Origin of the sequence: Micromonospora sp. NPDC049171, assembly GCF_040648275.1 — a bacterium.
Classification (GTDB): Bacteria; Actinomycetota; Actinomycetes; order Mycobacteriales; family Micromonosporaceae; genus Micromonospora.
The window spans coordinates 1-12,923 of the sequence record NZ_JBEZDJ010000038.1 but is presented as its reverse complement, the minus strand read 5'-3'; the positions used below and the strand labels follow the sequence as shown (position 1 = coordinate 12,923).

General features: G+C 69.1%; 9 protein-coding genes. 6 read left to right on the top strand and 3 right to left on the bottom strand.

Going from position 1 to position 12,923, the window contains the following annotated elements; all coding sequences use genetic code 11:
• The first annotated feature begins 37 nt into the window (after positions 1-37).
• Positions 38-1,405: a PHB depolymerase family esterase gene (locus AB0B14_RS33410; protein WP_357065194.1), complete on the top strand. Its 1,368-nt coding sequence runs from the start codon at positions 38-40 to the stop codon at positions 1,403-1,405.
• Between the two features lie 69 nt (positions 1,406-1,474).
• Here AB0B14_RS33410 and AB0B14_RS33405 read toward each other — a convergent pair whose 3' ends face one another.
• On the bottom strand, positions 1,475-3,079 hold the full coding sequence (locus AB0B14_RS33405; RefSeq protein WP_357065193.1) for an arabinofuranosidase catalytic domain-containing protein: 1,605 nt from the start codon (positions 3,077-3,079) through the stop codon (positions 1,475-1,477).
• A 187-nt stretch (positions 3,080-3,266) separates the two neighbouring features.
• On the bottom strand, positions 3,267-5,102 hold the full coding sequence (locus tag AB0B14_RS33400; RefSeq protein ID WP_357065191.1) for an RICIN domain-containing protein: 1,836 nt from the start codon (positions 5,100-5,102) through the stop codon (positions 3,267-3,269).
• A gap of 296 nt (positions 5,103-5,398) precedes the next feature.
• On the opposite strand from AB0B14_RS33400, the gene AB0B14_RS33395 reads away from it, so the two are divergent.
• Genes AB0B14_RS33395 through AB0B14_RS33380 form a run of 4 tightly spaced genes read left to right on the top strand, consistent with a single transcriptional unit; the run spans position 5,399 to position 10,193 of the window.
• A complete protein-coding gene (locus AB0B14_RS33395) occupies positions 5,399-6,637 on the top strand; it encodes an extracellular solute-binding protein (protein ID WP_357065189.1) in 1,239 nt (412 codons plus the stop codon).
• 18 nt (positions 6,638-6,655) lie between these two features.
• Positions 6,656-7,627: a sugar ABC transporter permease gene (locus tag AB0B14_RS33390; protein WP_357065187.1), complete on the top strand. Its 972-nt coding sequence runs from the start codon at positions 6,656-6,658 to the stop codon at positions 7,625-7,627.
• A complete protein-coding gene (locus AB0B14_RS33385; protein WP_357065186.1) occupies positions 7,624-8,448 on the top strand; it encodes a carbohydrate ABC transporter permease in 825 nt (274 codons plus the stop codon). The genes AB0B14_RS33390 and AB0B14_RS33385 overlap by 4 nt, the downstream gene beginning before the upstream one ends.
• Before the next feature lie 32 nt (positions 8,449-8,480).
• On the top strand, positions 8,481-10,193 hold the full coding sequence (locus AB0B14_RS33380) for a trehalase family glycosidase (protein ID WP_357526019.1): 1,713 nt from the start codon (positions 8,481-8,483) through the stop codon (positions 10,191-10,193).
• On the opposite strand, the gene AB0B14_RS33375 is transcribed toward AB0B14_RS33380, so the two are convergent.
• On the bottom strand, positions 10,180-11,217 hold the full coding sequence (locus tag AB0B14_RS33375; protein ID WP_357526017.1) for a LacI family DNA-binding transcriptional regulator: 1,038 nt from the start codon (positions 11,215-11,217) through the stop codon (positions 10,180-10,182). The two genes, AB0B14_RS33380 and AB0B14_RS33375, sit on opposite strands and share 14 nt — an antisense overlap.
• Before the next feature lie 213 nt (positions 11,218-11,430).
• Here AB0B14_RS33375 and AB0B14_RS33370 point away from each other — a divergent pair, with 213 nt between their 5' ends.
• Positions 11,431-12,903 (top strand): arabinofuranosidase catalytic domain-containing protein, encoded by a 1,473-nt coding sequence (locus AB0B14_RS33370; protein WP_357526015.1) that lies wholly within the window; start codon positions 11,431-11,433, stop codon positions 12,901-12,903.
• The last annotated feature ends 20 nt before the right edge of the window (positions 12,904-12,923 follow it).

The following is a 12,923-nucleotide window of genomic DNA, read 5'->3' as shown; positions in this document are numbered from 1 at the left end:
GACCACAGCCTGCACAGGCAATCGAAGGAGTCGTCCGTTGAGAATCAGAAGGAAACTGCTGCTCACCCTGGCCATGTCACTGGTGGCGGCCGGCCTGGCCATCCCCGCGATCCAACCCGCGTACGCGGCATCGCTGACCGAGGTGACGAGCTTCGGTGACAACCCCGGCCGGATGCGCATGCACGTCTACGTGCCGGACAACCGCCCGGCCCGGCCGGCGACGATCGTGGCCATGCACGGCTGCGGCGGGTCCGGCCCCGGCTTCTACTCCGGCAGCGAGTTCGCCAGCCTGGCCGACCGGTACGGGTTCATCGTCATCTACCCGTCCGCGACCCAGCAGGCCGGGTTCGGCAACTGCTTCGACGTCTGGTCGGACGCGGCCAAGCGGCGTGGCGGCGGCAGCGACCCGGTGTCGATCATCTCGATGGTCCGGCACGTGCAACAGCAGTACGCCGCCGACCCGGACCGGGTCTACGCCACCGGCAGCTCCTCCGGCGGCATGATGACCAACCACATGCTGGCTCTCTACCCCGACGTGTTCAAGGCCGGCGCCGCGTTCATGGGGGTGCCGTACAACTGCTTCGCCAACGCGGCCGACTTCCCACCCACCAGCAGCCAGTGCACCGGCGGAAACATGAACCGCACGCCGCAACAGTGGGGCGACGCGGTCCGCCAGGCGTACCCCGGCTACTCCGGGCCCCGCCCGCGCGTCCAGTTGTGGCACGGCACCAACGACACCCTCGTGCCGTACTCGCTGCTGCAGGAGACGATCGAGCAGTGGACGAACGTGTTCGGGCTGAGCCAGACACCCACCTCCACCGACACGCCGCAGCCGAACTGGAACCGGCGCAGGTACGCCGACAGCAGCGGCACGGTTCAGGTCGAGGCGTACAGCATCCAGGGCGCCGGGCACAGCCTGCCCGCCAGCGGCATGGCCGCGTCCGCCATCGGGTTCTTCGGCCTGACCAGCCCGCCCAACCCGACGACGCCACCCCCGAACCCGACCACGCCACCCCCGAACCCGACCACGCCACCGCCCAACCCGACCACGCCACCGCCCAACCCGACCACGCCGCCGCCGGACTCCGGTGCCTGCCGGGTGACAGTCGCCGTCAACGCCTGGAACAACGGGCTGACCGAGAACATCACCGTCACCAACACCGGCACCAGCGCCGTCAACGGCTGGTCCCTGGTGTTCACCCTGCCCGGCGGGCAGACCATCACGTCGGGCTGGAACGCCTCCTACTCCCCGAACTCCGGACAGGTGACGGCCAGGAACGTCGCATACAACGGCGGCATCCCCAGCAACGGATCAGTGACCGTGGGCTTCCAGGCCACGCACACCGGTAACACCGCCAAACCGACCTCGTTCACCCTCAACGGCGCCTCCTGCTCGGTGGCCTGACACCGGGCGGCATCGACGAGCACGTGCGCCGGTCACCAGCTCGTGGTGACCGGCGCACGTGTGGTCGGGCTACCGGTAGCCGGCGCTCACGATGCTGGCCTGCACCGCGGCCTCGGTCGCGTCGGACGGGTACCCGGCGACCATGGCCCCCTCGTAGAAGGTGCCGGCGCTCAGGTTCGCGCCGCCGTCGGGCTTGCAGCAGTCACCGCCACTGCCCAGGATGATCGCACCCTGCTTCTTCATCGGGCTGTAGCCCGGCGGGAGCGAGCCGTCGTACAGCGTGTAGAGGCTGCCGGACGTGGCGTCGCTGCCCTTGATGGCGAAGCGGGACGTGCCGTTGTTCTTCAGCGTTGCGGTGACGAACTTGCTGGTGAAGGCGCGCTGGTTCGGGTTCCAGCTCTGGCTGCCGCCGGGGAAGAGACCCCACTCGAGGTCTGCCTGCACCCACGGGCCGCTGCCCGAGCAGCCGCCGAACCAACACTGCTTGCTGAAGTTGATGGCGTCCATCGCACCGGCGGCGTCGGCCTTGCGCGTCGTCTCGCTGTTGCCGTAGTCGAAGCAGCAGCCGCTGTTGACGTGGGTGCCGCTGGTGACCATGTACATGCCCTCGGGCGCGGCGCCGGTCGGCACCCCGGTGAGGTGCCCGTCACGCCAGTAGCTGTTGCCGGGGTTGATGTAGAGCGAGTACGCCTTGGCGCCGCCCACGCTCAGCGACTCGGTCGTCGCGACCGCCGGCCTGCTCTGCGGGCTGCCCGGAACCACGCTGGACCCCTGGTACCACAGGTCGTTGCCGCGCCCGGACTGGTCGTAGACCACGGTGATCACGCAGGTGGTGCCGGCGCAGAACGAGTCCTGCGTCGCCGCGTTGGCGGTGCCGCCCGTGCCGGTCAGCCCGACGTTGCGGGTCGTGTTGTCCGACGAGCGTCGCACCTGGTAGAGGTTGCCGGCGTACGACGCGAGGAGGGCCCGGGTCGTGCTGTGCGCCGCGATGCACGGCGTGCCGCCGGAGGCGTAGATGTCGCACGGGCGCGAGCCGCTCGGCGGCGGGCTGGTCGGCGGTGCGGAGGTCGGCGGTACGGAGGTCGGCGGCGTGTTCGGCGAGGCCCACTGCTGATTGGCGCCACCGTTGCAGGCCCAGAGGATGATCTTGGTGCCGTTCGCGGTGGCGGCGCCGTTGGCGTCGAGGCAGAGCCCGGACTGCACGCCGGTGATGGTGCCGTTGCTGTTGACGTTCCACTGCTGGTTGTTCTGGCCGTTGCAGTCCCAGATGATCGCCTGGGTGCCGTTGGTGGTGCCCCGGCCGGAGGCGTCCAGGCACTTGTTGCCGTACACCTGGAGTTGCTTGCTCGACGTCCAGGTCCAGGTCTGGCCGGCGGCGCCGTTGCAGTCCCAGAGCTGCGCCTGGGTGCCGTTGGTGGTGCTGGAGTTGGGCACTTCGAGACAGCGGCCGGACGGCGTGCCGACGACCGGGGTGCTCTGCCCCGGCTGGATGGTGGCCGCCGCGGCGGCCTCGGCGGCGAAGGGCGAACTGGTGGGGCTGGTGCCGACACCGACGCCGACGACGACGAGCACCCCGGCCAGGGCGCCGGCCAGGAGGGTCAAACGTCGGACGCGTTGGCGTCTCGGGATGAGGTCGTGGGCTGTTCCTGGCCCACTACGGGACGGGGTTCGCACGCGGTGGCTCCTCGGAGTCGTGGAAGCGCAGGGGGGTCGCGTCGACGCGCCACGGGCGGTGGTGGCGAGGGCGAATCGAATCAGCGAATCGTATGACCTTTGTTTTATTCATGTCAATGAATGTGGTGTTCGGTGACGCGCTGACTGCCGGGGCCGACAGCCAGCGCGTCACCTGCCCCCGGGACGACTACCGCCCCAGGAGCCGCCAGGTCTGGTTCAACGAGCCGTTCTGGTTGACCGCCTTGCAGGTCCACTGGATGACAGTTGCGCCAGCCGCCGTGGAAACGCCGTTGACATCCACACACTTGCCGCTGTGTCGGGCAACCAGCTGGTAGTCGTGCGAGTCGTTGCCCGAGTAGGTCACCCTGCGGAGGGTGAACTGCTGATTCGAGCTGTTCAGGCAGGTCCGCTGGCTCACGGCAGCACCGTCGGCGGTGGACGCCCCGTTGACCTCGAGGCACTTGCCGCTCTGCTGGTTGACCGCGGTGTAGGTGTTGGCCACCCCCGCGACCGGGCGGAAGTTCCAGAGCTGCTGGTCGCCGCCGTCGCAGTAGTTCTGCTGTTGGCCGTTGCCGTCGGCGGTGCTCAGGCCGGTGTTGTTGAGGCACTGCTGGGAGTGCTGGGCCACCGCCACCGACTGGAAGCCACCATCCGACGGGGGCAGCAGGGTGACGGCGTAGGTATCGGTCTGGTTGGTGTACGGCAGGGTCACTGTGGCGTTGTTGTTTGACACGCCGACCACGCTGTTCGAGACCGTGATCGGCCCCGGCACGGCACCACCGTTGTTGTGCGGGATGCGTTGGGTGAGCACCCGGACCTGGTTGTTCTGCACGATGCCGCTGGTGGTGTCCAGACCCTGCAGGTTGACGGTCAGGTTCCCGGTGGTCCGACCACCGCCGATCAGGATCTTGGCCACGCCGTCCGCCTTCGTGGCGTACGCGTCGTACGACTGGCTGGGGGTGACCCCGACGATCTGCCCGGTCTGGGAGGCGTAGAAGCGGTAGTTCCACCACTCACCCTTGGGCTGGTGCTGCCCGGCCGAGTTGCGGATCAACAGGTTGCCCAGGTCGTTGTGCAGGCTGCCGCCGCTGGCCCAGTTCGCCCGGAGGCCGTCGGCGCGGGCCCGCTCCAGACGGGCGATGTACCAGGCACCGTCGGCCGGGTTCTGCTCGTCGGGCGCGCCGTACTCGTTGATCTGGTAGGGCCGCGGGTGGGCGATGCCGCGCGGATCGAGGGTGGCGTTGGCGGCGGCGACGTTCGCGACCGGGTCACCCGGCAGTGAGTGCCAACTGATGATGTCCGGCACCGTGTTGGTCGAGCGGACGAAGTCCAGGTACTGGTTCCAGAAGGCGTGGTTCGTCGACGGGACGCAGGCACAGCTCGGCCCGACGATGAGCTGGCTGGGGAACTCCGTCCGGATGCGCTGGTAGGTGCGGCGCCACAGTTCGAGGTACTGGGAGATCGGGCGGTTCCAGAAGATGGTGATGTTGGGTTCGTTCCAGATGTCCCACTGCACGCTCAGTCCGGAGGCCCGGACGTCGCTGATGAGCCGGGTCAGGAAGTTGTCGTAGTCGGTCCAGTTGCCGTTGTCGCCGGGGAAGCGCGAGATCCCGGCGCCGTCGGCACCCCACAGGTCGTGCGGCAGGATGATGAACTTTCCGCCGAGGGCGGTGGTCCGACGCGCCTGGGCGAGTGTGGAGTTCCACCGGCGGTCGTACGTGCCGCCGACCCAGCCACTGCCGGGCAGCTGCGCGCCGCCGGCCCGCATGGCCTGGAACTTGACGTCTCGGTAGAAGTGGTCCGCCGGACCGCTGGCGTTCTCGGTCATGCCGTAGATCCAGCCGGACGCGCGGTAGGTCGGCGCGCCGTTGTCCGTGGCGAAGTTGACGCTTATCGACTCGTTGGCGGCCTGCGCCGGGGGCGCGGCGACGGTTACGGCGGCGGTGGCGGCGAGCAGGCCAACCACGAGTCGGGCGGCGAGCGCGCGGGCTCGGCCCGGCCTGCCGGGGGACGGGGTTTTCACGGGCGGCTCCTTGGTGGGGCGCGGGGGACGCTCTCCGGAGGGCAGCTTGCGAATCGATTCGCACGGATCGTAGGACCAGGAACTGAACGATGTCAATGAAGTGACGACCCGGTGAAGGTGGCGTTTCACAGCGCAACCTTCAGAACCTCCGCGCATCTCTTGACCAGGCGCCAGGGGCGGACCTATCTTCGTGCGAACCGATTTGTCGAATCGGTTCGCCTCATGGTCGGACGACGTCCGACCCGCGACGGTCAACCCGCACACCCCACCTGACATCGACTGAAGTGAGGCACCACATGACAGGATTCAGTCGTCGACGGCGCCTGGCCGCCGTCGCCGTGATAGCGCTCGCCGCAGTGACAGGCAGTGCCTGCTCGTCGTCCGACGGAGGGTCCGGCGACGGCGGCGGCGCGTACCTCGTCTGGGACCCGTACCCGCAGTTCGCCAACGACTCCGAGTGGGTCGCACTGCTCAAGAAGTGCGGCACCTCGGCGGGGGCGGCGACTGTCGAGCGGACCGGCTACGACACCACCGACCTGACCAACAAGGCGCTGCTCGCCGCCCAGCAGGGCAACTCGCCGGACGTGCTGATCGTGGACAACCCGGTCATCTCGACACTGGCCGAGGCCGGCGCGCTCACCACCACCGAGGACAACAAGCTCGACGTCTCGGCCATGGCCCCGAACCTGCTCGGCGCCGGTCAGAGCGCGGGCAAGACGTACGGGGTGCCGATCGGGGCGAACACCCTCGCCCTCTACTACAACAAGGACCTGCTGACCGCCGCCGGCGTCGATCCGGCCTCGATCAAGGACTGGGCGTCGCTGACCACGGCACTGACCAAGGTCAAGGCCAAGGGGAAGAAGGGCATCACCTTCTCCGCGATCGGCACCGAGGAGGGCAGCTTCCAGTTCCTGCCCTGGTTCTGGGGGTCGGGAGCCCAGCTGACCAGCCTGGACTCGCCGCAGTCGGTGTCCGCGTTGACGCTCTGGACCGACTGGCTCCGGCAGGGCCTCGCCCCCAACTCGGTCATCAACAACACCCAGACCACGAGTTGGCAGGAGTTCGCCACCGGCGACTTCGCGTTCGCCGAGAACGGCACCTGGCAGCTCGCCAACGCGGAGAAGCTCGGCTTCTCCTACGGCACCATCGCGATCCCGGCCAACGCGGGCGGCCCGGCACCGGCGCCCACCGGCGGTGAGTTCGTCTCCATCCCGGTGCAGAAGAAGACCAGCAGGTACGAGACGTCGCAGAAGATCGTCGCCTGCCTCACCAACGCCGACAACCTCCTCACCACCGACACCACGCTGTCCTACGTCGCGCCCGTCGCCGCCGTGCAGGATCGACAGGCGACCGCGGACCCCAAGCTCAAGGTCTGGGTGGAGGCGGTCCGGGCAGCCAAGGGTCGCACCGGTGACAACCTCGGTACGAAGTACCCGAAGATCTCGGAATCCCTGTGGACCGCGGTGCAGGCGGCCCTCAGCGGTGGGAAGTCACCGAAGGACGCGCTGACCGCCGCCCAGGCCGCGACCAGGTAGCCGCGCCGAACCGACACCATGCTCCCCACGACACCCAGCTCCACTGCCGCACCGGACCAGGGCGGGGCGGCCAAGGCCGCCCCGCCCGGGCCTCCCCCGTCCCGCACCCGCCGGCCCAGCCGATGGCTCGCGTGGGCCTTCCTGGCGCCCGTCACCCTCTACCTGTCGGCCTTCTACGCCTACCCGCTCTATCGCAACCTCGACCTGAGCCTGCGCGAGTACACGGTCCGTTCGTTCGTGCAGGGCGGTGCGCCCTTCGCTGGCTTCGACAACTACCGGACGGTCCTGACCGACCCGGCGTTCGGATCCACCCTGGCGCACACCCTGACCTTCACTGCCGCGTCGCTCGTCTTCCAGTTCAGCATCGGCATGGCGCTGGCGCTCTTCTTCCACCAGCACTTCCCGTTGTCCGCCACGTTGCGGGCGCTGTTCCTCGTACCGTGGCTGCTGCCGCTGATCGTCTCGGCCTCGACCTGGTCGTGGCTGCTCAACAGCGATTCGGGGCTGGTCAACGCGGCACTCGGCGTCGTGGGGATCGACCAGGTCAACTGGCTCACCTCGCCGGGCTGGTCGCTCACCTCGGTGATCATCGCCAACATCTGGATCGGCATCCCGTTCAACCTGGTGGTCCTGTACAGCGGGCTACAGGCGATCCCGGTCGAGATGTACGAGGCGTCCGCGCTGGACGGCGCGTCGAGCTGGCAACGGTTCTGGGGGATCACCTTCCCGCTGCTGCGCCCCGTCTCCGCGATCACGCTGCTGCTGGGGCTGGTCTACACGCTGAAGGTCTTCGACATCATCTGGATCATGACCAAGGGTGGGCCGAGCGACTCCTCCGCGACGCTCGCGACCTGGTCGTACCGACTCGGCTTCGGCAACCTGCTGCCCGAGTTCGGTCCGGGTGCGGCCGTCGGCAACCTGCTCATCGTGATGGCCCTGGTCGCCGGGCTCGTCTACATCAGGATCCAGCGGAGGCAGAACCTGTCATGACCACCTCCACTCCCCGGGTCTGGTGGAAGACCGCCGTCGGCCTGGTGCTGACCGGGCTGATGCTCTTCCCCGTCTACTGGATGATCAACGTGTCGTTCACCCGGGACCAGGACATGCGGGCCAGCCCGCCGCACCTGTTCCCGACCAACGGCACGCTGGACGGCTACCGGGCCGTCCTCGACCAACAGTTGCCGTACCTCGGCACCAGCTTCCTGGTCGGTCTCGGCACGGTGGTGCTCACCGTGGCGCTGGCCGCCCCCGCCGGCTACGCGCTGGCGAAGCTGCGGCCACCCGGCGGCACCGCACTGAGCTTCGTCCTGCTGATCGCGCAGATGATCCCGGGCATCATCATGGCGATGGGCTTCTACGCCATCTATCTCAGTCTCGGCATTCTCAACACGCTGCCCGGCCTGATCCTGGCCGACTCGACACTGGCGGTGCCGTTCGGCGTGCTGATCTTCACGGCCTTCATGTCCGGGATCCCCGACGAGCTGCTCCAGGCCGCCGTCGTCGACGGCGCCAGCCGGCTGCGGACCTTCTGGTCGGTCGTGCTCCCGATCAGCCGCAACTCGATCGTCACGGTGTCGCTGTTCGCGTTCCTGTGGTCGTGGTCGGACTTCATCTTCGCCTCGACACTCGCCGGTGGCGGCGACCGGCAGCCCATCACCCTCGGCATCTACCACTACATCGGCAACAACAACCAGCAGTGGAACGCCATCATGGCCACCGCTGTCGTCGCCTCCATCCCCGCCGCGGTGCTGCTCATCCTGGCCCAGCGCTACGTCTCGATGGGCGTGACCGCCGGCGCCGTCAAGGACTGACCACCCGCAGCACAGAAAGGCACCCGCCACCCATGACCGTCGTCCCGTCCGGTCCGGAGTTCCCCGTCCAGGACATCCCGTTCAGCTACCGAGGATCCTGGTTCAACATCTCCCCGGTGGTAGCCGAGAAGACGTACGCCGACGATCTGCACCTGGTCTCCCACCAGACCGGGCTCCACGCCGTGCTCCGGCTCTCCCCCGCGGTCGCCGGCACCACTGTCGTCGCCACACCCGCGCTGCTGACCTGGCGAAACGGCGCCGACCGGATCGAGGCGGTCTACGACGGGCCGGACACCCTGCGGATCCGGGGCCGACGGCTCGGCCTGCGGGTGGCCGCGGCCGCCGCCACCCTCACCCCGTTCAGCGGCACCTACCTATACCACGACCCGGTCGACGGCTCCCACGTGTTCACCTCGTACGAGACCGGGCGCCGTTACCGGATCACCGTGCTCTCCGGTGCGCTCCAGCGCACCGACGGTGTCGAGGCGCTCGGCACCGCGGACCGACACGTCGACCTCCCCGGCGACCAGCCCTGGGAGATCGCGATCGAGGAGTACGCCACCGCCCGCCGCCCGTACGTCGGATCCGCCACCTTCGACCAGCTGTGCCGCGACCGGGTCGCCGAGTTCACCGCGTTCGTCGACGCGGTCGCGCCGTGGCGTGGCGCGGAGACCCCGGCCGCCGAGCTGGCCGCCTACGTGCTGTGGTCGGCCACCGTCGGCCCGGCGGGCTTCGTCACCCGCCCCGCGGTCCTGATGTCCAAGCACTGGATGGACAAGGTGTGGAGCTGGGACCACTGTTTCAACGCGATCGCCCTGGCCGCCGGCGAGCCGGAGCTGGCCTGGCACCAGTTCCACCTGCCCTTCGACCACCAGGACGAGGCCGGCGCGCTCCCCGACTCGGTCACGCACTCCGAGGTCCTGCACAACTACGTCAAGCCTCCCATCCACGGCTGGGCCCTGCACCACCTGCGTCGACGCCTTCCCCAGCCACTGGACCGGGCGGCACTGGCGCAGACGTACGACCGGCTGGCCCGCTGGACCCGGTTCTGGCTCGACGCCCGTCGGGCCCCCGGCCAGGAGCTGCCCCACTACCAGCACGGCAACGACAGCGGTTGGGACAACGCGACCACCTTCGACGGCAGCCGGGTCCTCCAGACGGCCGACCTGGCCGCGTTCCTGGTGTTCCAGCTTCGCTGCCTCGCCGCCCTCGCCACCGAGCTGGGTGAGCCCGCCGACCAGTGGTCCCGGGAGGCCGACCGGGTCCATGGCGCCATGCTGCGGGACCTGTGGGACGGCGAACGCTTCGCCGCCCGCAACCCGCACACCGGCCAGCGGCGGACGAGTCGGAGCCTGCTCGACCTGATGCCCGTCGCGCTCGGTGCCGACCTACCCGCTCCGGTCGCCGTCGCACTGGCCCGGGGCGTCGAAACCCACCTGACCACGCACGGGTTGGCCACCGAGCCGGTCGACTCGGCGCACTATCTCGCCGACGGCTACTGGCGTGGCCCGATCTGGGCGCCCTCCACGGTGCTGGTCGAGGACGGCCTGCGGCGGGCCGGGCAGACCAGGGTCGCCGACGAGATCAGCCGACGCTTCCTCGCGCTGTGTGAGAAGTCCGGGTTCGCGGAGAACTTCGACGCCGAGACCGGGGCCGGGCTCCGGGACCGCGCGTACACCTGGACCGCCAGCAGCTATCTCATTCTCGCCGCCGGTCAGGAGGAACGGCGGGTCACGAGGAGGTAGCCGCGTCGGCTCCGCGGCCCCGGACCGGCCCGGTGCTCAGGCGCAGCGAGATGGGCGGGCTGTAGAGCCGGTGCCGTGGCACGGCGCCCGGGGCGGCGATGCTCTCCAGCAGCAGGGACACCGCCTCGGCGCCCATCTCGACCATCGGGACGTCCGCGGCGGTCAACGGCGGGCGGAAGTCCTCCGCCCAGTGCTGGGCGGCGACGCCGGTGACGGAGAAGTCGCGCGGCACGGACAGGCCGGCGCCGGTCAGCGCGCGCTGCATTCCGGGCAGCGCGGCCTCGTTGATGGTGGCGATGGCCGTGACGTCGGGATGTGTGACGAGCAGCTGTTCCACGCACGCCTCGCCGGAGGCCGTGTCGTCGCCGCAGCAGACCTCCACGCCGGTCAGCCCCCGGTCCGCCGCCGCCGCCCGGAAACCGGCGAGCGCTCGATGGCTGGGCCCGTAACCCGCTGCCACCAACTCGGCGGAGCGGTTGACCAGGGCCACGTGCCGGTGCCCCAGGTCGGCCAGGTGGTGCACACACCGGGCGATCAGCCCGGAATAGTCGATGTCGATCCAGCTCATGTCGTGCGGCTCGGCGATCCGCCCGATCGTGACGAACGGCAGACCAGTCTTGGTCAGGCGGGTCACCCGGTCGTCCTCCAGGCGGATCTCCATCAGGACCACCCCGTCCACCCGGCGCCCGGTGACGATCCGCTCGAACGACCGGTCGTGGTCACCCCCGGACGGGGACAGCAGCACGTCGAGGTCGTGGCGCGCGGCCGCCTCGACGACACTGGCGACGAAGCCCAACTGCATGTCGGTCAACCGCTGGCTGGCCGGGGGGATCACCAGCCCGAGGGTGCGGGTGCGACCCTCCTTGAGCGCGCGGGCGCTGGCGTTCGGTCGGTAGTCCAGCTCGTCGATGACCGCCTGGATCCGCTGCCGGGTCCCCTCCGAGACGGTCCGTTTCCCGCTCAGGACGTAGGAGACGGTGCTGCGGGACACCCCCGCCCGGCGGGCGATCTCCCCGATGTTCATGCCGCGCCCTCGAATCGATTCTTGCCCCGACACGGGCACGCACCATCTTTCCCCGACGAGCATATCCGTCCGGAGTCAGCACGTTCCGCGGCCAGCGGGGCGGACAACCGACGGTGGCGCGACGAATGGACGAGCATTAATGTAAACAGGTATGACGTGTGACGTCGGGACCCACCCCACCACCGCGCTCCACCACACCGCCGAGAGGATCCGATGAATGTGAAGAGACGACTGAGTCGTCTGCTCGCCGCGACGGGAACCCTGCTGGTTCTCGCTGTAGGCGCCAGCATCTACGTGGTCTCGGACGCGCCGGGTGTCGCCCGCGCCGCCGGCACGGGACCGTGCGACATCTACGCCTCGGGTGGCACCCCGTGCGTGGCCGCGCACAGCACCACCCGCGCGCTGTACGGCGCGTACAACGGCCCGCTTTACCAGGTTCGTCGCTCGTCGGACAACACCACCCGCGACGTCGGCGTGCTGAGCGAGGGCGGCTACGTCAACGCCGCCACCCAGGACACGTTCTGCGCCAACACCAACTGCGTCATCACGATCATCTACGACCAGTCCGGCCGCAACAACCGGCTCACCCAGGCCTTGGGTGGCGGCGTGCCGGGCCCCGGGCCTGGCGGGTCGGACAACCTTGCCGACGCGAAGGCGGCACCGGTCACGATCGGCGGCCAGAAGGCGTACGGCGTCTACATCCCTCCGGGCACCGGCTACCGCAACAACAACACCAACGGCATCGCGACCGGCGACCAGCCCGAGGGCATGTACGCCGTCCTCGACGGCACGCACTACAACAACGGGTGCTGCTTCGACTACGGCAACGCGCAGACGAACGCCATGGCCGACGACATCGGCATCATGGAGACCATCTACTTCGGCAACAACAAAGTGTGGGGCTACGGCGACGGCAACGGCCCCTGGATCATGATGGACATGGAATGGGGACTCTTCTCCGGAGTGAACCCGCGATACAACCCCATGGCGCCCATCAACCACCGCTTCGTGACCGCCATCGTCAAGGGCGAACCGAACCACTGGGCGATCCGGGGCGGCAACGCCCAGGCCGGTGGCCTGACGAACTACTTCGACGGGCGTCGCCCCAACGGCTACCACCCGATGAAGAAGGAAGGCGCCATCCTGCTCGGCATCGGCGGCGACAACAGCAACACTGCCCGCGGCACCTTCTACGAGGGCGTGATGACCTCCGGCTACCCGACCGCGGCGACCGAGGACGCGGTACAGGCCAACATCGCCGCCGCCGCGTACGCGCCGGCCGTTGGTAACCCGCAACAGGGCGTCCAGCTCGTCGGTGGCCAGTCCAACCGCTGCGTTGACGTGCCGAACGGCACCACCACCAACGGCACCCAGGTCCAACTCTGGGACTGCACCAGCAACACCGCCCAACGCTGGACTCACACCGCCGGCAAACAACTGCAGGTGTTGGGCAACAAGTGCCTCGACGCCAGCGGCCAGGGCACCACCAACGGCACCCAGGCCATCATCTGGGACTGCCACGGCGGCACCAACCAACAGTGGAACATCAACTCCAACGGCACCATCACCGGCGTCCAGTCCGGGCTCTGCCTCGACGCCAGCGGCGCCGGGACCGCCAACGGCACCAAGCTCCTCCTCTGGGCCTGCAACGGGCAACAGAACCAGCGCTGGTCCACCCGCAACTGACCCGTACCACCACCCGACCG

Excerpts from the sequence above, each read along its gene's own strand:
- AB0B14_RS33395 (WP_357065189.1), top strand. The coding sequence starts at position 5,399 with ATGACAGGATTCAGTCGTCGACGGCGCCTGGCCGCCGTCGCCGTGATA.
- AB0B14_RS33390 (WP_357065187.1), top strand. The coding sequence starts at position 6,656 with ATGCTCCCCACGACACCCAGCTCCACTGCCGCACCGGACCAGGGCGGG.
- AB0B14_RS33385 (WP_357065186.1), top strand. The coding sequence starts at position 7,624 with ATGACCACCTCCACTCCCCGGGTCTGGTGGAAGACCGCCGTCGGCCTG.
- AB0B14_RS33380 (WP_357526019.1), top strand. The coding sequence starts at position 8,481 with ATGACCGTCGTCCCGTCCGGTCCGGAGTTCCCCGTCCAGGACATCCCG.
- AB0B14_RS33375 (WP_357526017.1), bottom strand. The coding sequence starts at position 11,217 with ATGAACATCGGGGAGATCGCCCGCCGGGCGGGGGTGTCCCGCAGCACC.
- AB0B14_RS33370 (WP_357526015.1), top strand. The coding sequence starts at position 11,431 with ATGAATGTGAAGAGACGACTGAGTCGTCTGCTCGCCGCGACGGGAACC.